The 24,597-nt window shown below is 66.7% G+C and carries 17 protein-coding genes; 3 read left to right on the top strand and 14 right to left on the bottom strand.

The features are described from left to right. Positions 1-8: 8 nt before the first annotated feature. From U4Y91_RS03975 to U4Y91_RS03965, 3 genes are read left to right on the top strand one after another with little or no spacing between them, the layout of a single operon-like run. Positions 9-863, top strand: coding sequence for an FAD binding domain-containing protein (locus tag U4Y91_RS03975; protein WP_321803454.1), 855 nt, complete (start codon positions 9-11; stop codon positions 861-863). Next, positions 844-3,666 (top strand): molybdopterin-dependent oxidoreductase, encoded by a 2,823-nt coding sequence (locus U4Y91_RS03970; RefSeq protein WP_321803452.1) that lies wholly within the window; start codon positions 844-846, stop codon positions 3,664-3,666. The genes U4Y91_RS03975 and U4Y91_RS03970 overlap by 20 nt, the downstream gene beginning before the upstream one ends. A gap of 27 nt (positions 3,667-3,693) precedes the next feature. Continuing rightward, positions 3,694-4,971, top strand: coding sequence for an MFS transporter (locus U4Y91_RS03965; protein WP_321803451.1), 1,278 nt, complete (start codon positions 3,694-3,696; stop codon positions 4,969-4,971). A 172-nt stretch (positions 4,972-5,143) separates the two neighbouring features. Here the strand turns inward: U4Y91_RS03965 and U4Y91_RS03960 are convergent, their stop codons facing one another. From U4Y91_RS03960 to bktB, 14 genes are all read right to left on the bottom strand, one after another. Then, positions 5,144-8,665 carry a pyruvate carboxylase gene (locus tag U4Y91_RS03960; protein ID WP_321803449.1) on the bottom strand — a complete coding sequence of 1,174 codons (3,522 nt, stop codon included), beginning with the start codon at positions 8,663-8,665 and terminating at the stop codon, positions 5,144-5,146. Positions 8,666-8,938: 273 nt separating this feature from the next. After that, positions 8,939-9,229: a hypothetical protein gene (locus U4Y91_RS03955; protein WP_321803447.1), complete on the bottom strand. Its 291-nt coding sequence runs from the start codon at positions 9,227-9,229 to the stop codon at positions 8,939-8,941. Between the two features lie 259 nt (positions 9,230-9,488). Continuing rightward, positions 9,489-10,745 carry an aromatic ring-hydroxylating dioxygenase subunit alpha gene (locus U4Y91_RS03950; protein WP_321803445.1) on the bottom strand — a complete coding sequence of 419 codons (1,257 nt, stop codon included), beginning with the start codon at positions 10,743-10,745 and terminating at the stop codon, positions 9,489-9,491. 178 nt (positions 10,746-10,923) lie between these two features. Then, positions 10,924-11,853: a LysR substrate-binding domain-containing protein gene (locus tag U4Y91_RS03945; protein WP_321803443.1), complete on the bottom strand. Its 930-nt coding sequence runs from the start codon at positions 11,851-11,853 to the stop codon at positions 10,924-10,926. Between the two features lie 30 nt (positions 11,854-11,883). Then, complete coding sequence (locus U4Y91_RS03940; RefSeq protein WP_321803441.1) at positions 11,884-12,885, bottom strand: LysR substrate-binding domain-containing protein; 1,002 nt, start codon at positions 12,883-12,885, stop codon at positions 11,884-11,886. A 494-nt stretch (positions 12,886-13,379) separates the two neighbouring features. Further along, positions 13,380-14,873 (bottom strand): aldehyde dehydrogenase, encoded by a 1,494-nt coding sequence (locus U4Y91_RS03935; protein ID WP_321803440.1) that lies wholly within the window; start codon positions 14,871-14,873, stop codon positions 13,380-13,382. Positions 14,874-14,889: 16 nt separating this feature from the next. Further along, complete coding sequence (locus U4Y91_RS03930; RefSeq protein ID WP_321803439.1) at positions 14,890-16,221, bottom strand: FAD-binding oxidoreductase; 1,332 nt, start codon at positions 16,219-16,221, stop codon at positions 14,890-14,892. A 6-nt stretch (positions 16,222-16,227) separates the two neighbouring features. Further along, positions 16,228-17,115, bottom strand: coding sequence for a dihydrodipicolinate synthase family protein (locus tag U4Y91_RS03925; RefSeq protein ID WP_321803437.1), 888 nt, complete (start codon positions 17,113-17,115; stop codon positions 16,228-16,230). Positions 17,116-17,277: 162 nt separating this feature from the next. Beyond that, the gene (glyA, locus tag U4Y91_RS03920; RefSeq protein ID WP_321803435.1) at positions 17,278-18,573 is read right to left on the bottom strand and encodes a serine hydroxymethyltransferase; all 1,296 of its coding nucleotides are present in this window, start codon (positions 18,571-18,573) and stop codon (positions 17,278-17,280) included. A gap of 167 nt (positions 18,574-18,740) precedes the next feature. Next, on the bottom strand, positions 18,741-19,622 hold the full coding sequence (locus U4Y91_RS03915; protein ID WP_321803433.1) for a glycine betaine ABC transporter substrate-binding protein: 882 nt from the start codon (positions 19,620-19,622) through the stop codon (positions 18,741-18,743). Between the two features lie 153 nt (positions 19,623-19,775). Then, positions 19,776-20,660, bottom strand: coding sequence for a proline/glycine betaine ABC transporter permease (locus U4Y91_RS03910; RefSeq protein WP_321803431.1), 885 nt, complete (start codon positions 20,658-20,660; stop codon positions 19,776-19,778). Further along, positions 20,657-21,946, bottom strand: a complete 1,290-nt coding sequence (locus U4Y91_RS03905) for a glycine betaine/L-proline ABC transporter ATP-binding protein (RefSeq protein WP_321803429.1) — start codon at positions 21,944-21,946, stop codon at positions 20,657-20,659. The genes U4Y91_RS03910 and U4Y91_RS03905 overlap by 4 nt, the downstream gene beginning before the upstream one ends. A gap of 549 nt (positions 21,947-22,495) precedes the next feature. Next, on the bottom strand, positions 22,496-23,350 hold the full coding sequence (locus tag U4Y91_RS03900; RefSeq protein WP_321803427.1) for a 3-hydroxybutyryl-CoA dehydrogenase: 855 nt from the start codon (positions 23,348-23,350) through the stop codon (positions 22,496-22,498). Positions 23,351-23,388: 38 nt separating this feature from the next. After that, complete coding sequence (bktB, locus tag U4Y91_RS03895; RefSeq protein ID WP_321803425.1) at positions 23,389-24,582, bottom strand: beta-ketothiolase BktB; 1,194 nt, start codon at positions 24,580-24,582, stop codon at positions 23,389-23,391. Positions 24,583-24,597 lie beyond the last annotated feature (15 nt).

The following is a 24,597-nucleotide window of genomic DNA, read 5'->3' as shown; positions in this document are numbered from 1 at the left end:
CCCTTGCGATGAACTATCTTCGCGCAGACACCATCGAGGCAGTCCTCGGCACGCTTGCGGCCCAGCCGCGGCCGCGCATCGTGTGCGGGGCCACCGATGTCTTTGCCGATATCGGGCTCGTGCCCGCCCGGTCGGCATGGCTGGATATCAGCCGCGTCGACGCGCTGCACGGCATCGCCCGGCACGACGGCATCATCCGCATCGGTGCGGCAAGCACCTGGGAAACCATCGCCCGGACGACCTGGCTGCCCGTGGCACTCACGGAAGCGGCCGCTTCCATCGGGCCCCGGCAGATACGCGTCCAGGGCACGATCGGCGGAAACGTGTGCCACGCGTCTCCCGTGGCGGACGGCATCCCCGCGCTGCTGGCGCTCGACGCGCGCGTCGAGCTGGCGAGCGTGCGCGGCGTGCGCCGCCTGTCGTTGGCCGAGTTCCTGCCGGGCCCCCGCCGGACCGCGCTGCATGCCGACGAACTGCTGGTGGCCGTGCTGTTTGCGCAACCGCGTGCGCACGACCGCTCATCGTTCATCAAGTGCACGAATCGCGACGGTGCGGCGATCGCCGTCGTTTCGGCCGCCGCGCAGCTACGCGCGCGCACGGACGGTACGATAGAGGCGGCTGCCGTTGCCGTCGGCGGCGCATCCGACGTTGCGCGCCGGTTGCGGGTGCTCGAGACTGCGCTCGCGGGCCGGCGGTACGACGAACTGGCCGACGTGATCGCGGCGGCGCCGCTTGCGGAACTGTCGCCGGTCGACGACTGCCGGGCCACGGCATTGCATCGCATTCATCTTGCGCGGGTGGCGATCGCGCGCGCTTTCACATGCTGCATCGAGGAGAACGCACGTGGCGCATCCCCTGCCTGACCAGCTTGCCGACGTACGCGAAGCCGCCGTGGGCGGCAGCGCGCCGGCATCGCCGGAACCCGACTGGTTCGAACTCAACGGCATGCGGCGAAGCCTGCCGGCAGACCACTCGCAGCGGCTCATCGACCATCTGCGCGCGGACCTGCGTCAGTTCGGCACCAAGGAAGGTTGCCGCCAGGGCGACTGCGGCAGCTGCACGGTGATCGTCGACGGCGACGCGCGCTACGCGTGCCTGGTTCCGGTCGGGCAGGTCGCGGGTCGCCGCGTCGTCACCGTCGAAGGCCTCGCCGAAGGCACCGGGTGCGGCAGTCGCCTGCAGCAAGCGTTTCTCGCCCATCAGGCCGTGCAATGCGGCTTCTGCATACCCGGCATGCTCACGGCAGCGGCGGCGGCAATCGACGCCGGCCAGGTGAGCAGCCGCGCCGATGCGCGGGCCGCCATCGAAGGCGTGCTGTGCCGCTGCACGGGCTACCAGAAGATCGTCGACGCGGTGACCGAAGCGGGATGCGGCGGCGCCGCGCGATGCCCGACGCCCGCACCGTCCGAAGGGCCTTCCGTCGGCGTCCCGCTGACGCGTCTCGACGGCCCCGGGAAGGTCGACGGCAGCCAGCGCTTCGGCGCCGACGACTATCCGGCCGACAGCCTGTTCCTGCGCGCGGTCCGTTGCCCGCATCACCGCGCGCGTTTCGTGTTCGGCGACCTTGCCGCATTCGTCGACACCCATCCGGGCGTGCATCGCGTTCTCACCCACGCCGATGTACCCGGCATGAACCTGCACGGCGTCGCGACGCCCTACGCGGACCAGCCCGTCCTTCCGGATACCGAGACGCGCCACCATCTCGAGGCGGTCGCGCTGGTGGTTGGCGAGCGCGCCGCGATTGCGGCGCTCGACCTGGACCGTTTCCCGGTGCAGTGGGAACCGCTGAAACCGGTTCTCGCGATCGCCGATGCCGTGCGGGACGGCAGTCCGCAACTGCACGCCGATCGCCCCGGCAACGTGCTGATCGAGGGACTGGTGCGCCGCGGCGACCCGGAGCGCGCAACGCAAGACGCCCGTCACGTCGTCAGCGCGACGTTCGAATCGAGTTTCGTCGAGCACGCGTACCTCGAGCCCGAGGCCGGCTGGGCACGCCGCGTAGGCGACACCGTCGAAATCCATTCGTCCACGCAGGCGCCGCATCCGCATCGCGGCGATCTCGCTCGCATTCTCGCCGTCCCGCCGGAGCAGGTGCGCGTCGTGGCGACCGCGGTCGGCGGCGGCTTCGGCGGCAAGCTCGACATGACGGTCCAGCCGCTGCTCGCGATCGCGGCCTGGCATCTTGACCGGCCCGTCGCGATGGCGTTGTCGCGCGAGGAATCGATGGCCACGTCGACCAAGCGCCATCCCGGCCGCATGGCGTCCAGCATGGCTGCCGATGCCGATGGCCGCCTCCGCGCGGTGACGTTCGACGGCGATTTCAATACCGGCGCGTTCGCGTCCTGGGGCACGGCGGTCGCAAACCGCGTACCGGTACATGCCGGCGGCCCGTACGTGATTCCCCACTACACGGCGCGGGCGCGCGCGGTTCATACGCACGTCACGCCGGCGGGCGCATTCCGCGGCTTCGGCGTGCCGCAGACGACGATGTCGCAGGAGCAACTGATCGACGAGCTGGCGTTCACGACCGGCATCGATCCGCTCGAGTTCCGCGCGATGAACGCGCTGCGCCCCGGAGACACGCTGCCGACGGGGCAAGTCCTCGATGACAGCGTGGGCCTCGTCGCATGCCTCGACGCGCTGCGCCCGGCGTGGCGTAACGCCCATGCCCGGATCGCGACACTGAATGCGGCATCGCCGGGCCACATTCGCCATGGCGTCGGCCTGGCAGCGTTCTTCTATGGTTGCGGCAACACCGCATTGCCGAACCCGTCGACCGTCCGCTTCGGCATCCGGCCCGACGGCACGATCGTCCTGCACCAGGGTGCGGTGGACGCCGGCCAGGGCGCGAACACCGTCATCCCGCAAATCGCCGCCGATGCGCTGGGCGTACCGGTCGACTGCCTGCAGTTCGTCGGCCCGGACACCGCGCTGTCACCCGATTGCGGCCGCACGTCGGCGTCGCGCCAGACTTTCATCACCGGTCGGGCAGCCTTCCTTGCCGGCACGACGCTGCGCCACCGCCTGCTTGCATTTGCGGGCGCGGCGCCTGATGCGCGGCTTTCGCTCGATACGCGCGGCATGGCAGTCGACGGCAAACCACTCGATCTGCACACGCTGCCGGTCGATGCCCACGGCTACGTCATCGCGGCCGAAGAGAGCTTCGATCCGCCGACGACGTCGCTCGACGCGTCGGGGCAAGGCACGCCTTACGCAACCTATGCGTTCGGCGCGCAGATGGCCGAAGTCGCGGTGGACTGCGAGAGCGGGCGCGTGCGCGTACTGAAGGTCGTGGCCGCGCACGACGTCGGCAGGATGGTCAATCCGACGCTGCTCGAAGGACAGGTCGAGGGCGCGGTAGCGCAAGGCATCGGCATGGCGCTGATGGAGAAATATCACCCCGGCCAGTACAACAATCTGCATGACTACGTGATTCCGACGGTGCACGACATGCCCGACGTGCAGTCGATCTTCATCGAGGCGCCGACGGCCATCGGCCCGTACGGAGCGAAGGGCATCGGCGAGCCGGCACTGGTTCCCACGGCCGCGGCCATCCTGAATGCAATCCATCACGCGACCGGCGTGCGCATCCGCGAAGCCCCGGCCACCCCGGACGTCGTGCGTCGCGCGCTCGCGACCGGCACACCGCCGTCCGGGTCTCGATAGAGCCGTTCCTACCCCGCGAACAAAACAATGACGTCAACAAGAAATGCCGAGGCAGCTTCACTGCGAACCGTCCCGCGCTTGTCCTGGTACGGGGCGCTCGATCCCGCCGGAAAGCGGGCGTTCAAGGCGTCGTTCGCCGGCTGGGCGACCGATGCGTTCGATTTCATGGTGTTCAGCTTCGTGCTGGCTTCGCTGATCGACCTGTGGGGCCTCGATCGCGGCAAGGCCGGCCTGCTGAGCACCGTCACGCTGATCTTCTCGTCCGTGGGCGGCTGGATTGCCGGCATCCTGGCGGATCGCTACGGGCGCGTCAGGGTATTGCAGGGGACCATCCTGTGGTTCTCGGTCTGCACGCTGGCGATCGGATTCGCGCAGAACTTCGAGCAGATCTTCGTGCTGCGCGCGTTGCAGGGGCTCGGCTTCGGCGGCGAATGGGCCGTGGGCGCCGTGCTGATCGGCGAAATCGTCGCGCCCGCACATCGCGGCAAGGCGGTCGGCCTGGTGCAGAGCGGCTGGGCCATCGGCTGGGGCTGCGCGGCGATTCTCTACAGCATCGCGTTTTCCGTCCTGCCCGAGTCGCTGGCCTGGCGCAGCCTGTTCTGGGTGGGCATCGTGCCCGCCTTGCTCGTGCTGTACATACGCAAGCACGTGCCGGAGCCGGAAGTATTCGTGCAGGTGGACGCCGCCCGGAAACGAGGCGCGAGCCGGCCGTCGGTGTGGGCCATCTTCTCGCGTTCGCAGGCACGACGCACGGTGCTGGCGGCGCTGCTGTGCACCGGCATTCAGGGGGGCTTCTATGCGATGTCGACCTGGCTGCCGGCCTTCCTCAAGATCGAGCGACACCTGTCCGTACTCGACACCAGCGCTTATCTGTTCGTGATCATCGTCGGGTCGTTTTGTGGATATGTCGTCGGCGCGTATCTTTCCGACGCGTGGGGACGGCGACGCAACTTCATGCTGTTTTCGGTACTGTCCCTCGTGTCGGTGTGCCTGTACCTGACGCTGCCGCTTTCGAACGCGCAGATGCTGTGGCTGGGCTTTCCGCTGGGTTTCTCTTCATGCGGAATCTTCAGCGGGGTCGGCGCCTACCTGACGGAACTGTATCCGTCGAACGTCCGCGCGAATGCGCAGAGCTTCACGTACAACTTCGGTCGCGGAATCGGCGCGCTGTTCCCGAGCCTCGTCGGGATGCTGAGCCACTCGCTCGGCCTCGCGCAGGCCATCGCGATCTTTTCCGGCGCGGCCTATGGCGTGGTGCTGCTGGCGGTTCTGCTGTTGCCGGAGACGAAGGCCAGGCCGCTTTGAAGGCCGGCGCCCGGCTCGTGCACATGCACGGGCGCGGGCCGGCTGCCTGCGCGCCGGCGGGTAACGACGTGCGGGCAGCCATCACCGAAGGGTTCGGCACGCCTCCCCGGCAGGTGGCGTGCCGGTTGCGATTCCCTGCCCGGTCACCACGCACGGCCGATCGCGGCACCCCTCATTGCGCCGGGTCTTTCAACTCGATCAGCAGATCCTTCGCCGCGACTCGCTCACCCGGCTTCACATGCACGGCCGCGATCTCGCAGTCGCGCTCCGCCGCGATGTGCGTTTCCATCTTCATCGCCTCGAGCGCGATCAGCGTCGTGCCGGCCGACACACGCTGCCCCGGCTGCACGGCAACCGTGACCACCGAGCCCGGCATCGGCGCGGCGACATGCAGCGGATTGGCCGGATCGGCGCGCTGCAGGCCGTGACGCTCCTTGCCCGCCTGCACGACGCTCTTCTGCTCGACCAGCGCGGAACGCGACTGGCCGTTCAGCTCGAACAGCACCTTCACGATGCCGTCCTGCGCATCCGCATGCTGGCCCTGCAGCGACACGAGCAGCGTCTTGCCCGGCTCGATGTCGATCGCCACTTCCTCCTGCGGCTGCAGTCCGTACAGGAACGCCGGCGTCGGCACGACCGACGTATCGCTGTACGCACGCACGTGCGCGTAATAGTCGACCGTCTGCTTCGGATACATCAGGTAGGACGCGAGTTGCCGGTCGTCGAGCGGGCGCTCGCACGCGGTCTCGGCCTGCTTGCGTGCCGCGTCGAGATCGACCGGCGCAAGCTGGTCGCCGGGACGATACGGCGCCGGCGGTTCGCTCTTGAGCACCTTGCGCGACAGGTCCGCCGGGAAGCCGTCGGGCGGGAAGCCCAGCTCGCCCTTGAACAGCGACACGACCGACTCGGGGAACGCGATGTCCTTGTCCGGATTGCGCACGTCGTCCACGCCGAGGTCGTTCGCGACCATCATCAGCGCCATGTCGCCGACCACCTTCGACGTCGGCGTGACCTTCACGATGTCGCCGAACAGGCGATTGACGTCCGCATACGCGCGCGACACCTCGGTCCAGCGATGATCGATGCCGAGCGAGCGCGCCTGCTCGCGCAGGTTCGTGTACTGGCCGCCGGGCATCTCGTGACGGTAGACGTCGGCCGTGCCCGCGCGGATCTCCGATTCGAACGGCGCGTAATAACGGCGCACGCCTTCCCAGTACATCGACGCTTCGTGCAGGCGATCCTGATCCAGCCCGGAATCGCGTTCGCTGCCGGCCAGCGCCGCCGCGATACTCGACAGGTTCGGCTGCGACGTGAGCCCGCTCATCGCGTCGAGCGCACCGTCCACCGCGTCGCAGCCCGCACCGACCGCCGCGAGCACCGACGCCGCGGCGATCCCGCTCGTGTCGTGCGTATGGAAATGCACGGGCAGCCCGGTTTCTTCCTTGAGCGCCTTCACGAGCGTCGCGACCGCCTGCGGGCGGCAGATGCCGGCCATGTCCTTGATGCCGAGCACGTGCACGCCGGCCCGCTGCAGCTCGCGCGCGATGCCGACGTAATACTTGAGGTCGTACTTCGAACGCGACGTGTCGAACAGGTCGCCGGTGTAGCAGATCGCGCCTTCGCACAGCATCCCGCTCTCGCCGACAGCATCGATCGCCACGCGCATGTTGCGCACCCAGTTCAGCGAGTCGAACACGCGGAACACGTCGACACCCGCACTTGCGGCCTGCTGCACGAAGAAGCGCACGACGTTGTCCGCGTAGTTCGTGTAGCCGACCGCGTTCGAGCCGCGCAGCAGCATCTGGAACAGGATGTTCGGCACGCGTTCGCGCAGCAGCGCGAGGCGCTCCCACGGGTCTTCCTTCAGGAAGCGCAGCGCGACGTCGAAGGTCGCGCCGCCCCAGCATTCGAGCGAGAACAGCTGTGACAGCTCGCGCGCGTAGAACGGCGCGATCGGCAGCATGTCGGCCGTGCGCATGCGCGTCGCGAACAGTGACTGGTGTGCATCGCGCATCGTCGTGTCGGTCAGCAGCACCTGCTTCTGGTCGAGCATCCAGCGCGCGAATTTCTCCGGGCCCAGTTCGCGCAATCGATCGCGCGTGCCGGCCGGAATCGCCACCGCCGTATCGACCTTCGGCAGCACGGGTTTCGGCAGCGGCAATGCCGGCAGCGTGCGGCCGCTCATCTCCGCATTGCCGTTGACGTTCAGCTCGCCGAGATAGCGCAGCAGCTTCGTCGCGCGATCGCCGCGCTTCGCGAATGCGAGCAGTTCCGGCGTCCTGTCGATGAAGCGCGTCGTCACGTCGCCCGCGATGAAGGCCGGGTGATTGATCACGTTCTCGAGGAACTGCAGGTTCGACGTGACGCCGCGGATCCGGAACTCGCGCAGCGCGCGATCCATCCGGTGGATCGATTCGGCGGCCGTCGGCGCCCAGGTCGTCACCTTGACCAGCAGCGAGTCGTAGTACGGCGTGATCACCGCGCCGCCGTAGGCGGTGCCGGCGTCGAGGCGCACGCCGAAGCCCGCCGCGCTGCGATAGGCCGTGAGCCGCCCGTAGTCGGGCAGGAAGTCGTTCTCCGGATCCTCGGTCGTGATCCGGCATTGCAACGCGTTGCCGTTCAGCGGAATCGCGTGCTGTTCCGGCACGCCGGCCGCGCGCGCGACGAGCGTGCCGTCGCCGTCCGTCGCGTCCTCGGCGAGGCCGATCTGGCCGCCTTCCGTGATGCGGATCTGCGCCTTCACGATGTCGATGCCGGTGATCATCTCGGTCACCGTGTGCTCGACCTGGATGCGCGGGTTCACCTCGATGAAGTAGAACTGGCCGGTGTCGGCGTCCATCAGGAATTCGACGGTGCCCGCATGCGTGTAACCGACCGCGCGCATCAGGCGCAGCGCGGATTCGCACAGCGCCTGCCGGCCGTCGTGATCGAGATACGGCGCCGGTGCGCGTTCGACGACCTTCTGGTTGCGCCGCTGCACCGTGCAGTCGCGCTCGTACAGATGCACGACCGTGCCGTGCAGGTCGCCGAGCACCTGCACCTCGACGTGCCGCGCATTGCGCACGAGCTTCTCGACGTACACCTCGTCGTTGCCGAACGCGGCCAGTGCTTCGCGGCGCGCGACCGGCAGCAGTGTTTCGAGGTCCTGAGCGCTTTCCAGTACGCGCATCCCGCGTCCGCCGCCGCCCCAGCTCGCCTTCAGCATCAGCGGATAGCCGACTTCCGCGGCCAGCGCCTTGCAGGCTTCGAGGTCGTCCGGCAGCGGCGAGGTCGCCGGCATCACCGGCACGCCCGCCGCAATCGCCGCGTTGCGCGCGGCCACCTTGTTGCCGAGCGTGCGCATCACGTCCGGCGACGGGCCGATCCAGCGAATGCCGGCGTCGATCACGGCCTGCGCGAAATCGGGGTTCTCCGACAGGAAACCGTAGCCCGGATGAATCGCGTCGACCTTTGCCAGCCGCGCGACGCGCAGGATGTCGTCGATGTCGAGATACGCGGCGAGCGGCTTCTTGCCTTCGCCGATCAGGTAGCTCTCGTCCGCCTTGAAGCGATGCAGCGCGAGGCGGTCTTCCTTCGAATACACCGCCACCGTACGCATGTTCAGTTCGGCGGCGGCACGCATCACGCGGATCGAGATTTCCGAGCGGTTCGCGATCAGGATGGACTGGATGGGGGTAGGCGTCACGGCGGCCATGGATAGTGAATGGTTGAATTGAGTTCGCCGACGCGCCGTGCTCCGCCCGCCTGCTTCATTGGGCGGCGTGCGGATCGTCGCGTCGGTCATTCGCGGTTGCATCGTCGCGGCTTTCGCCAGTCGACATGTTCGCCAGATCGCCGGATGACCGCTATCGACATCGCGACGACGAATAGCATCCAGCCGACCAACCGGAAATAAGGGACCGGCTCGCCGGCCGGTCGTCGGCCGAACCACGGCGAGCCCGTGGCACGACCCGCGCTCGCGACAGGATCAATCGCGGTGATCGAACAGCGGTGCGTGATCCATCCAGTCGTAGCCTGCCGTTCCCTTGGCCCATGCCCAGTTCGCATCGCGGCGTCGCTCACCGGACGATTCGCGCGTCGGCGCGGATCGATCCGCTTCCGCCGCGCGTTCGCGCGCAACGCGACGCGCATCGTTCCTGGAAACCGTGTTTCGTTTGCCGTAGCCAGTCATTGCATTCACCTTACGATTGAAAAGCGGGTCGCCTCTCGCGCTGTGTGGCTCGTTTCGTCGGGAAAGACCGGTCAGACGAGAGGACATCGAGCATGTCGTCTCGTAGAGGCAAGAAGCAGGCCACCTCGGATACCGAACGGACGGCGTTGATGGATGAGGCTCGGGCGCGCAGCCCGGCCTCGTACCGGCTCAGATATGGAATCGAAGTTTCAATTCTGAAATCCCGCGAGCCGTGGCCGGTCGGCCGAGCGGACCGATGGGCCAGGAGAGGTCAACGTCAATCGGCCGGCATCGCACACCGCTGCAAAAGGATCCGAAATCACCCTCCCGGCACGTCCCGCCTCCATCAGATCCCGTGCGCGCTCAACCGCGCGCCATACCAGCGCGAGAACCGGTCGACGTAAGCCTCGGTGAACGGCGAGAACACGCCCGGCGCATACGCAGGATCCTGGGTGCCCGCGTGCGTGATCTCGACGAGGTGCTTGTCCTGCGTATTCGTCGCGACCCATACCTCGGTCAGATCCGACAGCGTGTAATCGACACCTTCGACCGCGTCGGCATGGACGAGCCATTTCGTGCGCACGAGCGTCTTGTCCGGTGCGAGCGGGATGATGTACGAAATCACCGCGTGGTCGCTCATCACGTGGGTCCACGAATTGTGCGTCCACAGGTGCGTATCGCCGAGATCGCGCCGTTGCAGGTTGCCGAACAGCTTCGTGCTCGCCACCTTCGTGCTCATCGTCTGCGATTCGCCCGCGCCGGCGATCACGAGCTGCTGCGTCCTGAACTGCGTGACGGCATCCTCATCGAGCCATTCGACGGTCGAGCCGACGAAGCCTTCGCGCGCCCAGTTCGCCTGGCAGGTGGCGTTGCGCGTCTGGTATTCCTCGAACGCCTGAAGCTGCTCTTGCGTGAGGTTTTCCGGGCAGAAGCCGAAATCCTCGGGCAGGAACGACGCAGTCAGCTCGGGATGGGTGCCCGCGCAGTGATAGCACTCGCGGTTGTTCTCGATCACCAGCTTCCAGTTGCCGTGCTCGACCATCTCCTGCTCGAACGCGATCTTCGTATGCCGCAGGTCGTACGGCGCGAAGCGCGGCGCCATCGTATCCTCGAGCTTCGTGATGTCCTCGGGCGCATCGTCGTCGAGGCACACGAAGATGTGCGTGCCGATGATGCGCGTCTTCACCGGAATCAGGCTGCGGCAGGTCGTGTCGAAATCCTTGCCCATGTGCGTCGCGTGGCGCAGCGTGCCATCGAGGTCGTACGTCCATTGATGATAAGGACACACGAGCATTCCGACGGTCGACTTCCCGACCTCCTTCAGGCGCGCGCCGCGGTGACGGCACACGTTCCGGTAGGTCCGGACGTTCTCGTCGTCGTCGCGCACGATGAGGATCGACGACTTGCCGATGTCGACGGTCGACACGTCGCCGGGCTCCGGAACGTCGGCCGTCACGCCGACCAGGATCCAGTGCTTCCGGAAGAATATCTCGACATCCGTTTCGAAGACGTCCTGACGGCCGCACAGCTCGCCGGGCATCCCGTGGCCCGGTTGGCGGCTGCGGATCAGGTCGCCATGCGTCTTGACTTGTACTTCGGACATCGTCTTTCTCCAATCCAGGGTTCGTGAAATCGTGCGGCTTCGAATGTTCCGCGTCGATTTCAGTATTGGATTGCCGAAAAGGAGCGTCAACGCGCTTTATTTTCGTTCTGGTATTACCTGGGATCATGCGAAGCGGACGGAGCGGAAATCGCCGCGAAAGTCTGCCGGCGTGCCTGCGTCAGTCCTGCCTGACGTCCGCGCGCAGCCAGTCGACGAGGCCGTCGATCGCCGGCGTGATCGTCTTCCCGTGCGGCACCACGATGTAATAGGCGTCCGTCATCTGCAGGGACGCCACCGGCATTCGCACCAACTCCCCTGCGTCGAGCAGGTTGCAAACGAGCCGCCCCCAGCCGAGCGCGACACCATGACCATAGCGCGCGGCGTCGATCGCATCGGTGTACAGGCTGCAGCGCAGCGCGTAATTCAACCGGTCGGGCCGGAAGCCGGCGGCATGGAACCATGCCTCCCACCCCATCCAGCCCTCCGACGTCGAATCGGACTCCACCAGCGCGACGGCGGCGAGTTCCGCCAGCGATTCCGGCGCGCCGTGCTGCTGCAGCCAGGCCGGCGAGCAGACGGGAAAGACTTCTTCGTCGAACAGGCGGATCGCGGTGCCGTCGGCCCAGCGACCGTTCCCGTAGCGCACCGCGATGTCGATTTCGTTGTGGCGCAAATCGGCGGTGAACATCAGCGTCGCGAGACGAAGCTGCAACTCGGGCTGTGCGGCCTTCAGCGCGGCAAGCCGCGGCAGCAGCCGGAAATGCGAGAACGCGGAGGTCGCCGCGAGGACGAGTTCCTGCCGGATCGGGCCGCTCGTCAGACGGTCGAACACACCGGCGATCTTCTGCATCGACTCGGCCATCACCCGGTACAGCGCCGCCCCCTCGTCGGTCAGTTCGATCGAGCGATGCAGCCGATGGAACAGGCGCGTGCCGAGCAGTTCCTCGAGGAACTTGATCTGCCGGCTCACCGCGGCCTGCGTGACGCCGAGTTCGTGCGCGGCCAGCGTGAAGCTGCCGAGGCGGGCGACCGCCTCGAACTCGACGAGCGCCGTCACGGACGGGATCAGACGGCGATAGCCTTTGGGCGGTGACAACGCAGGTTTCATCTGACGAACGCGTGGTGCGGGGGCAGCGTGCTATTGACCGGTCTCGACCCCGGCATCGAGCCAGCCGCGCATCATCACGCCGACCTCGTCGCCCAGCCACTTCCGGAACAGCCGGTATTCCTCGCGCGGCTGCGCATTCCGCTGCGTGATCAGATAGTGATGGCGATCGCGGAACACCAGCACGTCCTGTACCGGACGCACCAGGATGCCTTGCTCGATCTGCCGGTGCACGAGGTGATGCCAGCCCAGCAGCGTCCCCTCGCCGGCCTCGGCCTGTGCGACGAGCAGCCGGTAGTCGTTGCTTTCCAGATACTTGTTCTCGGTCAGCGTGTCGGTACCGTCGCCTTGCTGGAACCAGTTGCGCCACACGCGCCAGTCGACGTGCTCGCACACCTGCGCGCGGCCGAGCATCGACAGGTTCAGGGTCGGGCACGACAGCAGATCCAGCGGCTTCAGCGATCGGCCGCGAAAATGGCGTTCGTGAAAGGACGGGCTGCACACCGGATACACGATGTCGTGAAACAGCGGCTCGACTTCGAACTCGGGCTCGCGCGGCGGGTTCTTCGTGATGATCACGTCGGGCTCGATGAGCCCGTCGAGTTCCATGAAGTGCTCGGTGACGATCACGTTCAGCCGGATATCCGGAAACTGCTCGCGAAACGCGGGCAGCCGCGACGACAGCCAGAGCGCCGAGAACGTATGCGACACGCAGATCATCAGCGCGTGCCTGTCGGTGCGGCGCACCGCCTCCGCCGCCTCGGCGATGTTCATGATCGACAGGTACGACGCGTTGTAGAGGACGCGCCCCGCATCCGTCAGCGCGATATGCCGGCCGGTGCGCTCGAACAGCGCAACGTCGAGCGAATCCTCGAGTTCCTTGATCTGCCGGCTGATCGCGGCCTGCGTCACGCACAGCACCTCGGCCGCCTGGGTGAAGCTCTCGTAGCGCGCCGCCGTCACGAAGCACCGCAGCGCGCGAAGCGACGGCATCTGCGCGAGAAGTCGGTCGGCAAACAATTGCTTCTTCAACATGGCTTTCACTCTCAAAACGGAGGTCGGATGCGGCGTCGGCGCACCCGTCGACGACAGTCCCCATCGGCTGCCTGCGAGCAGGCTCATCGCAAGCCTTTCGATTATCTGAATATTACGGCTTGCGAGTCGGCCGGGCGGCGTCGCGATGACGCCATTCTTGATCGATTGTGCACTGCGTCGCCATTATCGGAAGCGCTGACGGGGACTGCAAGGCGCACGTTGGTGCCGCCCATCCGCCCCCACGCCGGGCCACTGCGCGGCGCGGGAGCGCAGCGCACCATACGTGATGCCGACGCGGCGTAGCGTCGTTCGTTCTGTCGCGCGCCGCGTGCGCCATTCTCTCCGGCCGATCGGCCGCTGGCCATGCTCGCGCGACATGGTGCAGGACAACATCGCAGCCGATCGGCGGCTCGACAAGCCGCCGAAACGGTTTCGCCACAACCTGCAGCCTGGGCCGCGCGGGCCCGGGGTGCAGCGTGCGCGGCGCGCCCCACTTAGTCGAGCTTCAGCCAGGTCGTCTTCAGCTCGCAGTATTGATCGTGCGCGTACACGGATTTGTCGCGGCCGCCGAACCCCGACTGCTTGAAGCCGCCGAACGGCGTCGACAGGTCGCCTTCGCCGAAGCAGTTCACCGTGACCGTTCCCGCGCGAATCCGTGCGGCAACCTTGTGCGCGCTGTTCACGTTGTCGGTCCACAGCGACGCAGCCAGCCCGTAGCACGTATCGTTCGCGATCCGCACCGCGTCGTCGACGTCGTCGTATTCGATGAAGCACACGACCGGCCCGAACACCTCGTCGCGCGCGATGCTCATCTCCGGCGTCACCTGATCGAAGATCGTCGGTTCGACGAACCAGCCGCCCGTCTCCGCGAGGATCGCGCGCCCGCCGCATACCACGCGCGCGCCTTCCGCCTTCGCCTGTTCGATATGGCCGAGCACCTTCTCGTAATGCTTCTGTTCGATCAGCGCGCCGAGCTTCACGTCCGGGTCGAGCGGGTCGCCCGTCTTCCACCCGGCGAGCACCGCCTGGACCTTTTCCAGCAGTTCCGCCTTGCGGTTCGACGGAACGAGGATCCGCGAGCCGGCGCTGCAGTTCTCGCCCATGTTCCAGAACGCGGCCGCGACCGCCTGCTCGGCCACCGCGTCGAGGTTCGCGACGTCCGGCAGGATCACCTGCGGATTCTTGCCGCCGCATTCGAGCACGACGCGCTTCAGGTTCGTATCGGCCGAATAGTGCAGGAACCGCTTGCCAGTCGCGGTCGAGCCGGTGAACGCGACGAGATCGACGTCCGGATGGCGGCCGATCGCCTCCCCAGCCTCGCTGCCGAACCCGGTGACGACGCTGAATACGCCCGGCGGCACGCCGGCTTCCAGCGCGAGATCGGCGATCCGCAGCGTCGACAGCGACGTCTGCTCGGCCGGCTTCACGACCACGCTGTTGCCGACCGACAGCGCGGGGCCGATCTTCCACGCGAGCATCAGTGCCGGGAAATTCCACGGCAGCACGGCGCCGACGACGCCGATCGGCTCGCGCGTGATCATGCTCACGACGCCCGCACCGGACGGCGACAACGCGTCGTAGCGCTTGTCGGTCACCTCCGCGTGCCACCGAATGCACGCGGCCGATTCGGGAATGTCGAGCCCGAGGCATTCGCCGATCGGCTTGCCGGCTTCCAGCGCTTCGAGCAGCGCGAGCTCTTCGGCATGCTCGTCGATCAGTTGCGCGACGCGCAGCAGCACCGCCTTGCGGTGCGCGGGCGCGGCCTTCGACCAGACGCCCGATTCGAACGCGTCGCGCGCGGCCGCGACCGCGCGGTCGACGTCGGGTTCGTTGCAGCGCGCCACTTCGGCAAGCACCTTGCCGGACGCCGGGTTGAGCGTCGCGAACGTCTCACCCGACGCCGCCGCGCTGCGCTGCCCCGCGATGAACGCGCGACCGTCGAGCGACAACGCGTTCGCCTTCTGTTTCCAATCCTGATGGGTCGTCATGTCGTTTCCTCAAAAATCAAAGCTCGGCACCAGCCGAGAATTCCTTGGCCCAGATCGTCGCCGACACGGCCAGGTCGACGAGCGGCCGAACCGGCAGCGGACGCGGATGCGGCTGCTTCAGCAACTGCTGCACGAGGCTGTTCGATTCGCCGAGCGCGTATTCGGCGATCAGCTTGCCGGACGACGAGCCGCGGCTCAGCCCGAGGCCGTTGCAGCCGATCGCCTCGTAGAGGCCGTCGTCGCGCCTGCCGAACAGCGCACCGTTGTTCGAGGACAGGCACAGCGGCCCGCCCCACGTATATTCGAGCTCGACGCCGCCGAGCATCGGGAAGCGGCGCTCGAACGAGCGCTGATGCAGATGCCGCGACTTCGCGAGATCGGCCTGCGACAGTTTCACGTCCGGCCGGAACGCGAAATGGTTGCGCACGCAAATGCGATCGGTGACCAGGCGCCGCACCGTCGTGCCCATCGGATCGGCCGGAATCAGCGCCCACGAGCGCGTGCCGCCGAGTCTCGCCACTTCGTCGGGGTTCATCGGGCGCGTGAGCGACGCGAACGTATAGACCGGCAGCAAGCCGTTCGAATGCATGCCGAAGGTCGCCGCGTATGCGTTCGTGCACAGGATCACCTGCTTCGCGACGATCGTGCCGCCGGCGAAATGCAGTACGCGCGTGTCGCCGCGCGGTTCGATCCGCGTCACCGGGCTGAGCTCGAACACCGTCACGTTCGCCGGTTGCGTCGCCGCCAGCCCGCGCATCAGCGCCGCCGGCTGCACGGTGCTGCAGCCCGGCGTGAACAGCGCGCCCGTGTAGAACCCGGTGCCGGTCACGGCCTGGATCGCCGGCTGATCGAGCCATTCGAATGCTTCGCCGATGCGCGACAGCCCGTCGGCGAAATGCGCGAGTGCGGTCGCGCCCTTCCGGTTGACCGACGCGTGGAATTTGCCGTCGTCGCGCCAGTCGCAGTCGATGCCGAAACGCCGCACGATCTCGCGCACATAGTCGATGCCGTGCCGCTGAAACCGCACGTCCGCACGATCCTCGTCGATGCTGCGCGAGTAGCTTTCGCTGCTGATGTCGTGCGGCAGATCGACGAAGAATCCGGAATTGCGCCCGGACGTGGTGCGGCCGATCCGGTCGGCCTCCACGAGCGCGATCGACGCGCCGGGCGCCAGCTCCGCCAGCCGGCGCGCGGCACAAAGCCCGGTGATGCCGCCGCCGACGACGACCCAGTCGAACCGGCTGTCAGACTTGACGGTATTGGCGTCCAGTGCGGGCGGAAGGCTCTCCCACCACCCGTTCATCCCGTCCGGCGCCGGAAACCGCGCGAATTCCAGAGTCGAGCCCATGATGGATTACCGGCCGTCGCGCAGCAGCGGCTTGACGAGCTTCGCGAACGCGTCGCGCTCGTCGCCCGACAACGCGCCGAGCGGCGCGCGCGCGACGCCGACCGGCAGCCCGGCCAGCTCGCAGCCGTAGCGCACGTACTGAATGAACTTGCCGCTGCGCTCGAGCAGTTCGAGCACCGGCAGCAGTTGGGCCATCAGCGTGCGACCGGTCGCGAAATCGCCGCGCTTCACGCATGCGTCGAACAGGTCGGTGTGCGCTTCCGGCAGGAAGTTCGATGCGCCGCCGACCCAGCTGCGCGCGCCCCACGCGAAGAACTCGAGCGCCTGATCGTCCATCCCGCAGCTCAGCACGAGCCGGCCGCTGAAATGCGTCGACAGATGATGCAGATGCGCGATGTCGCCGGTGCTTTCCTTCATCGCGACGAAGTTCTTGCGCTCGAGCAGCGTCTCGAGAATGTCGTCGCCGATTTCGGTGCCCGTGCGGGCCGGGAAGTTGTACAGCATGATAGGCATGTCGAGCGCGTCGTCGACCGCGAGCAGGTGCGCGAGCAGTTCCTGCTGGGTCGGCTGCGCGTAGTACGGCGCCGCCACGAGCAACGCGTTCAGTCCCGCGCGCTTCGCTTCGCGGCCGAGGCGCAGCACCTCCTTCGTCGTGGTCGCGTTGATGCCCGCGGTCAGGAACGCCTTGCCGCCGGCTGCCGCGGCGACCGTGTCGAACGTGCGCACGCGCTCGTCGAAGCTCAATGCGTAGTATTCGCCCGTCGTCCCGCCGATGCCCAGGCCGGATACCCGGCCCGCGAGATCGGCCGCATGCCGGCCCAGCAGTTCGTGGTTGATTTCGCCGTCCGCGTCGAACGGGGTGACCAGCGGAGTGTGTACGCCCTCGAAGCTCATTTTCGATTCCTCAATCAAGTGGTTGCACCAGGTTCCCGCCCGTCAGGCAGGAAACCGGCAATTCGACACAACGTCGTCGGTACGTCGCTGCATACGTGCAGCCACGCCGATCGATTCACTACGTGATCCGAACGATGTTCGAGGTTCAGACCGATTCCCGGATCAGGCGAACGCCTCCGCGTGCGCATAGACGGGAAACTGGCTGCACAGGTCGCGCACGCGGGTCCGTACCGACCGCTCGACCGCTTCGTCGCCGCTCGGATCGCGCTCGAGCGCAGCCAGCACTGCCAGGATCATTTCGCCGATCTGCTCGAACTGCGCGGTTCCGAAGCCGCGCGTGGTGCCGGCCGGCGTGCCGAGCCGGATGCCGGACGTGACGGTCGGGTTTTCCGTATCGAACGGAATCCCGTTCTTGTTGCAGGTGATGCCCGCGCGCTCCAGCGCCTTCTCGGCCTGCGCGCCGGTGATGCGCCGCGCGCGCAGGTCGACCAGCAGCAGGTGGTTGTCGGTGCCGCCCGTGACGAGCGTCAGGCCGCCGGCCGTCAGCACGTGCGCGAGCGCCTGTGCGTTGCGCAACATCTGGTCGATATAGCGGGTGAACTCCGGACGCAGCGCTTCCGCAAAGGCCACTGCCTTGCCGGCGACGACATGCATCAGCGGGCCGCCCTGCAACCCCGGAAACACTGCCGAATCGATCTGCTTCGCGACCTCGGCGTGGTTCGTCAGGATGAAGCCGCCGCGCGGGCCGCGCAGCGTCTTGTGCGTGGTGGACGTCACCACGTCGGCGAACGGCACCGGGTTCTGATGCCGGCCGGCCGCGACGATGCCGGCGATGTGCGCCATGTCGACCATCAGCTTCGCATCGACGCTGTCGGCGATCTCGCGAAACGCGGCGAAATCGAGCGCGCGCGGATACGCGGAGTAACCGGCGATGATCAGCTTCGGACGATGCCGCTCGGCGAGCCGGCGCACGTCGTCGTAATCGATGCGCAGCGTCTCGGGGTTCACGCCGTACTGCACCGCGTTGAACCATTTCCCCGACAGCGCGGGCCGCGCGCCGTGCGTGAGGTGGCCGCCCGCATCGAGCGACATGCCCATCACCGTGTCGCCCGGCTTGACGAGCGCGAGCATCACCGCGCCGTTGGCCTGCGCGCCCGAATGCGGCTGGACGTTGGCGTGGCTCGCGTCGAACAGCGCGCACGCGCGATCGATCGCGAGCGCCTCGATCCGGTCGACATGGTCGCAACCGCCGTAGTACCGCCGCGACGGATAGCCTTCCGCGTACTTGTTCGTCAGCACGGTGCCCTGTGCTTCCAGCACCGCCGCCGACGCGATGTTTTCGGATGCGATCAGTTCGATCTGGGTTTGCTGGCGACGCAGTTCGAGTGCGATCTCCGATGCGATCACCGGATCCCGGCTCTGGAGCGTTTCGGAAAAAAAGCGGGCGTTCTCGTTCACTTGCTGACTCCGCGACGCGATTCGTTACGTACTGCGTGGATTCCGTATACCGCACCCTGTAAGGCCGGGGCCGTCATGACGGCCCCGGCCACCGGCATCGGCCGGCACACGTGCCGGGCTCGCGCGGACGACGCGGATCTCGTCTTCCACATGACCGGCGTGTGGCCTTACTGCTGCAGCCAGGCCTTCAGCTTCTCCGGGTGTGCATCGACGAACTTCTTCGCGGCGCTCGCGTAGTCGTTCGTGCTGTTCCCCTCGAACTCGATCGCCTCGACGTCGGCCAGCGTCAGCTTCAGGTGCTTGAAGAACACGTCGGCGCGCGGGAACTTGCCCCCGAACTTCTTCGACGCGAACGCATGAATCTGCTCTTCGCCGCCCAGCGTGCCCTTCGGATCCTTCAGGTAACGCATCTGCCACTTCTGGAACAGCCAGTGCGGGCTCCAGACCGTTGCAACGATCCACTGCTTCGACTGGTACGCACGCGACACGCTCGCCAGCATGCCGGCCTCGCTCGACGCCTGAAGGTTGTAGCCGTCCAGGTTGTACGCCTTGATGGTCTTCTCGGATGCCTGCATCAGGCCGCCGCCCGGCTCGATGCCCTGGATCGTGCCGTTCAGCTTGCTCTTGACTTCCGGCTTGGCCAGGTCGGCGATCGACGACAGCTCCGATTCGGGAATGTAGGTCGGTACCGCCCAGCCGTTCTTGCCGCCGGTGTAGATGATGCCGACGTCGTCCAGGTCGTTCTTGTACTTCGCGTAGTAGGTCCCGTGCGTGACCGGCAGCCAGCCCCCGACCATGATGTCGAGATCGCCACGCGCGACACCCTGGTACTGGATGCCGATGTCGGCCTGGACGAACTGCACCGGTTGCTTGAGTTGCGTCTCGAGCACGTACTTCGCGACGTTCGCCACCGCGAGCACGTCCGCCCAGTTGGTCACCGCGATCTTGACCGGCTCGGCCGCCGATGCCGCGCCCACACCTGCGCTGCAGGCCACCACCGTCGACACCACAAGTTTCGCCAGAAGCGACTTGAACGTATGGGTATTCATCTAGTACTCCTTGTTAATCACGCGAATCTTTCAAAGGTGAGGAACGCCTTCGGTCGGCGTTTCTGGTCTCCATGCACTGCTACACCGGTTCCGCCGCGGCACCGTGGCCGCGGCGCTTCATCGTCCTTCAAATGCCTTCGACCGCCGTGTCCGTCAGGTGCGTGCCGCGCCACGCGGACCGGCCTTGCCTGCACGCGCGGCGGGCCTTGCCTTCTTCTTCGCCTTCACGCCGAAGCTCTCCGTCAGGCGATCCAGCACGATCGCGAGCAGCACGACGCCCAGCCCGCCTTCGAAGCCGATCCCGATGTCGAGACGCTGGATCCCGCTCAGCACGTATTCGCCGAGGCCGCCCGCGCCGATCATCGACGCGACCACCACCATCGACAGCGCCATCATGATCGTCTGGTTCACGCCGGCCATGATCGACGGCAGCGCGTTCGGCAGCTGGATCTTCCACAGGAGCTGCCAGTCGGTGCTGCCGAACGAGCGCCCTGCCTCGATCAGTTCCTCGCGGACTTGCCGGATGCCGAGCGTCGTCAGCCGCACGACGGGCGGCATCGCGAACACGATCGTCGCGATCACCGCCGGCACGCGTCCGAGCCCGAACAGGATCACGGCCGGGATCAGGTACACGAACGCGGGCATCGTCTGCATGAAGTCGAGCAGCGAGCGCAGGATCATGCCGATCCGGTTGTTGCGCGCGCCCCAGATCCCCAGCGGGACGCCGATCACGAGGCTGAAGAAGGTCGCCGCGGTGACGAGCGCGAGCGTCGATACCGTCTGTGCCCACAGGCCCATGTAATGGATGACGAGCAGCGCGAAGCCGACGAAGATCGAGAACACGATGCCGCGGCGCCACAGCGCGAGTCCCACCATGATCACGACCATCGCGATGAACGGCACGGCGGCGAGACCGTCTTCGAGCAGCTTCACGACCGCGCCGAGCCCCGCCGAAAACGTGTCGAAACCACCGCGGAAATGCAGAAACAGAAAGTTGACGAAGTCTTCCGCGAACTTCCCGATCACCGACGCGTTCATGCTGCCCTCCGTTGCATCATCTGCTTGAGTATCGTCCGGCAGGACACGACGCCCGCCAGTTGTCCCGCTGCGTCCGTCACCGGCACGTCGTGCTGCCGGGTCAGCGCGATCGACGCGAGCCGATGCAGATCGGTATCGATCGACACCGCATTGAAGTCCGGCAGGAATGCCTCGCGAATCGGCCGGGCACCGGACCGGTGCAGTGTGGCGGCCGTGACGCAGCCGAGGTAATGGCCGGCCTCGTCGCACACGTAGCCGCATTCCGCGCCGCTGTCGATCAACTGGTTCAGGTAGCGGTCGGATGGCGTCCCCGCGTCGCACTGAAGCAGCCCGCGCTCGACCTTCGTCATCATGCTCGACGCCTTCAGGAAGCGCGACACGTCGACGTTGCGGAAGAAGTCCTGCACGTACGCGTCCGCCGGTGTCTGGATCAGCTCCGCGGGTGTGCCGACCTGGATCAGGCAGCCGTCCTTCATGATGCCGATACGGCCGCCGATCTTCACCGCTTCCTCGATATCGTGGGAGATGAACACGATCGTGCGCTGCTCTTCCTTCTGCAGGCGCAGCAGCTCGTTCTGCATTTCGAAGCGGATCAGCGGATCGAGTGCGGAGAAAGCCTCGTCCATCAGCAGGACCGACGGATTCACCGCCAGCGCGCGGGCGAGCCCCACGCGCTGCTGCATGCCGCCGGACAACTCGCTCGGCAGCAGTTTCTCGTACGACCCGAGCCCGACGCGCTCCAGCGCGGCACGTGCGACCTCGTAGCGCTGCGCTTTCTTGATCCCCGCGACCTCTAGCCCGTACGCGATGTTGTCGAGCACGGTCCGGTTCGGCAGCAGCGCGAACGACTGGAACACCATCGCCATCTTCTGGCGTCGAACGTCGCGCAATTCCGGCGTCGACATCGGCGCGATGTCGCGGCCTTCGAGCACCACCTGCCCGGACGTCGGCTCGATCAGCCGGTTGAGCAGACGAACCAGCGTCGATTTACCGGAGCCCGACAGCCCCATGATCACGAAGATCTCGCCGGCCCGCACGCTCAGGCTCACGTCGTCGACCGCCACCATGTTGCCGGTTTCGGCGAAGATCTCGTTGCGTCCGACGCCGCGCTTCATCAGCTCGATCGCACGCTCGGGCTTCGGACCGAAGATCTTCGACAGGTGCTTGACGGTCAGGATGTCGGTTCCGGTCGCGATGCTCGACCGGGCGATCGACGGCGCGCCGTCGGTGGAGATTGCTCCGGGGGGAAGTACGTCGCCCGGTGCAAACGTCAGATTTGGGGCCATTCTGTCATCCCGACTAACTGGTAACGGAAACCGCGAACTCCGCACGTGTCGCCATCGATTGCCCGCTTGCTGCCGGAGCTCGATGCCGCGCTCGCGTGGTTGACGGCGCTGATTCAGTGACTGCAGCGTATCAATCCAATTTCGTCGCTCCAGATACATTTTCTGTGCGCTTTTCCATACCTTTGGTAATGCATCGAAGATGGGCAAAAAGGCATGACTGCCCCGAAACCGTGCGAATGACGTGAAAACCAGTGCCGGTGCGGCTGTGCGGGATTGGACGAGAATTGCGCCGAGGCGGCGTGCGTGGCGTGCGCAGGGGTGCGCTAGGGGAAAATCCCGACGAGGGGACTTAAGGGAAACTACCAGGAAGACGCGCATTCGACGGCGCACATGGCCGTCGGGCCGGCTCTCGGCAGGGCGGCCCGGCAGATGCTCGCGATGTTCAAGCGTCCCTTGCCGCGAGACCTGGCGGCGCTCGACGCATAAGCGCGTCGCGCAAAGCACGCGGCCGCCCGAAGGCGGCCGCGCGAAGAGGCACTGATGCGCCGCTTACTTGCTGTAGTCGTACACCCCACGCCCCGTCTTGCGCCCGAGGCGCCCTGCCGACACCATCTCGCGCAGCAGCGGGCACGCACGATACTTCGTGTCGCCGAAGTCCTTCAGGAACACGTCCATCACCGCGAGGCACACGTCCAGCCCGACGAGATCGGCCAGCGCGAGCGGCCCGATCGGATGGTTCGCACCGAGCTTCATCCCTGCGTCGATCTCCTCGGCCGACGCGATGCCTTCGGCCAGCACGAAGAACGCTTCGTTGATCATCGGCACGAGGATCCGGTTCACGACGAAGCCCGGCGCGTTACGCACGCCGATCGGCGACTTGTCGAAACGCTCGGTCAGCGCGCGCACCGCCGACGCGGTCGCGTCGCTCGTCTGCAGCCCGCGGATGATCTCGACGAGCGGCATCAGCGGCACCGGGTTGAAGAAGTGCATGCCGACGAAACGCGACGGATCGGCGAGCAGCGCCGCGAGCGACGTGATCGAGATCGACGACGTGTTGGTCGCGATGATCGCGTCGGGCCGCGCGACCGACTCGATCTGCTTCAGGATGCGGCTCTTCAGCTCGACGTTCTCGGTCGCGGCTTCGATCACGATGTCGACCGCGGCGAGCTTCGCGTAGTCGGTCGACGTCGTGATGCGCGCGAGCGCGGCGTCGCGTGCGCCGGCGTCGAGCTTGTCCTTCGACACGAGCCGCTCGAGGCTGCCCTTCAGGGCGGCGACGCCCTTCTCGAGCGCCGCGTCGCTGACGTCGATCATCACGACGTTGAGTCCTGCAACGGCCGCGGTTTGCGCAATGCCGTTGCCCATGGTTCCGGCGCCCACGACGCCGACGGTTTCGATTGCCATGACGATTCCTGTGTATTCGGATGCTGAGCGGTCGATTATCAGATGTTCTCGAAGATCGCCGCAATCCCCTGGCCGCCGCCGATACACATCGTCACGAGCGCGTAACGCCCGCCGATGCGCTTCAGCTCGTACAGCGCCTTGACCGTGATCAATGCACCGGTCGCGCCGATCGGGTGGCCGAGCGAAATGCCCGAGCCGTTCGGGTTGACCTTGGCCGGATCGAGGCCGAGCTCCTGCGTGACCGCGCATGCCTGCGCGGCGAACGCCTCGTTCGCCTCGATCACGTCGAGATCGGTGATCTTCAGGCCCGCGCGCTCGAGCGCCTTCTGCGTGGCCGGCACCGGGCCGATGCCCATGTACGCCGGATCCACACCCGCATGCGCGTACGCGACGAGACGCGCGAGCGGCTTCACGCCCTGCGCGCGCGCGGCGTCCGCGCTCATCATCAGCACCGCGGCGGCCGCATCGTTGATCCCCGACGCGTTGCCGGCCGTCACCGTGCCGTCCTCCTTCACGAACACCGGCTTCAGCTTCGTGAAATCGTCCGGGCCGGCGTCGAGACGCACGTGCTCGTCGGTGTCGAACGCGACCTCGCCCTTCTTCGTGCGGATCGAGATCGGCAGGATCTGGTCCTTGAAGCGGCCTTCGGCGATCGCGCGCGCCGCGCGACGATGCGATTCGAGCGCGAGCGCATCCTGCGCATCACGCGAAATGCCGTACTTTTTGGCGACGTTCTCGGCGGTCACGCCCATGTGGATCGTCTGGAACGGGTCATGCAGCGCGCCGAGCATCATGTCGACGAGCTTGCCGTCGCCCATGCGCTGGCCGAAGCGCGCGGCCGGCACCGTGTACGGCGCGCGGCTCATGTTCTCCGAACCGCCGCCGATCGCGACGTCGGCGTCGCCGAGCATGATCGTCTGAGCGGCCGACACGATCGCCTGCAGACCGGAGCCGCACAGACGGTTCACGGTCAGCGCCGGCGTGTGCTGCGCGACGCCGCCGTTGATCGCCGCGACGCGCGCGAGATACATGTCCTTCGGTTCGGTGTTCACGACATGGCCGAACACGACATGCCCGACCGCATCGCCCGGCACGTTCGCGCGCGACAGCACTTCGCTCACGACCTTCGCGCCGAGATCGGTCGGCGAGAAATCCTTCAGGCTCCCGCCGAAATCGCCGATCGCGGTACGGACACCGCTCACCACCACGACTTCCTTCGCTGCATTGCTCATCGTCTCACTCCGGTT

The organism is Burkholderia sp. BCC1993 (genome assembly GCF_905339865.1).
Taxonomy (GTDB): domain Bacteria; phylum Pseudomonadota; class Gammaproteobacteria; order Burkholderiales; family Burkholderiaceae; genus Burkholderia.
The sequence above is the reverse complement of the archived record's forward strand: the minus strand, read 5'-3'. Positions and strand labels throughout refer to the sequence as shown.

What these genes read in the sequence shown, in the direction of transcription:
- U4Y91_RS03975 (WP_321803454.1), top strand. Translation starts at nt 9, where the DNA reads ATGAACTATCTTCGCGCAGACACCATCGAGGCAGTCCTCGGCACGCTT.
- U4Y91_RS03965 (WP_321803451.1), top strand. Translation starts at nt 3,694, where the DNA reads ATGACGTCAACAAGAAATGCCGAGGCAGCTTCACTGCGAACCGTCCCG.
- U4Y91_RS03960 (WP_321803449.1), bottom strand. Translation starts at nt 8,665, where the DNA reads ATGGCCGCCGTGACGCCTACCCCCATCCAGTCCATCCTGATCGCGAAC.
- U4Y91_RS03955 (WP_321803447.1), bottom strand. Translation starts at nt 9,229, where the DNA reads ATGTCCTCTCGTCTGACCGGTCTTTCCCGACGAAACGAGCCACACAGC.
- U4Y91_RS03950 (WP_321803445.1), bottom strand. Translation starts at nt 10,745, where the DNA reads ATGTCCGAAGTACAAGTCAAGACGCATGGCGACCTGATCCGCAGCCGC.
- U4Y91_RS03945 (WP_321803443.1), bottom strand. Translation starts at nt 11,853, where the DNA reads ATGAAACCTGCGTTGTCACCGCCCAAAGGCTATCGCCGTCTGATCCCG.
- U4Y91_RS03940 (WP_321803441.1), bottom strand. Translation starts at nt 12,885, where the DNA reads ATGTTGAAGAAGCAATTGTTTGCCGACCGACTTCTCGCGCAGATGCCG.
- U4Y91_RS03935 (WP_321803440.1), bottom strand. Translation starts at nt 14,873, where the DNA reads ATGACGACCCATCAGGATTGGAAACAGAAGGCGAACGCGTTGTCGCTC.
- U4Y91_RS03930 (WP_321803439.1), bottom strand. Translation starts at nt 16,221, where the DNA reads ATGGGCTCGACTCTGGAATTCGCGCGGTTTCCGGCGCCGGACGGGATG.
- U4Y91_RS03925 (WP_321803437.1), bottom strand. Translation starts at nt 17,115, where the DNA reads ATGAGCTTCGAGGGCGTACACACTCCGCTGGTCACCCCGTTCGACGCG.
- U4Y91_RS03915 (WP_321803433.1), bottom strand. Translation starts at nt 19,622, where the DNA reads ATGAATACCCATACGTTCAAGTCGCTTCTGGCGAAACTTGTGGTGTCG.
- U4Y91_RS03910 (WP_321803431.1), bottom strand. Translation starts at nt 20,660, where the DNA reads ATGAACGCGTCGGTGATCGGGAAGTTCGCGGAAGACTTCGTCAACTTT.
- U4Y91_RS03905 (WP_321803429.1), bottom strand. Translation starts at nt 21,946, where the DNA reads ATGGCCCCAAATCTGACGTTTGCACCGGGCGACGTACTTCCCCCCGGA.
- U4Y91_RS03900 (WP_321803427.1), bottom strand. Translation starts at nt 23,350, where the DNA reads ATGGCAATCGAAACCGTCGGCGTCGTGGGCGCCGGAACCATGGGCAAC.
- bktB (WP_321803425.1), bottom strand. Translation starts at nt 24,582, where the DNA reads ATGAGCAATGCAGCGAAGGAAGTCGTGGTGGTGAGCGGTGTCCGTACC.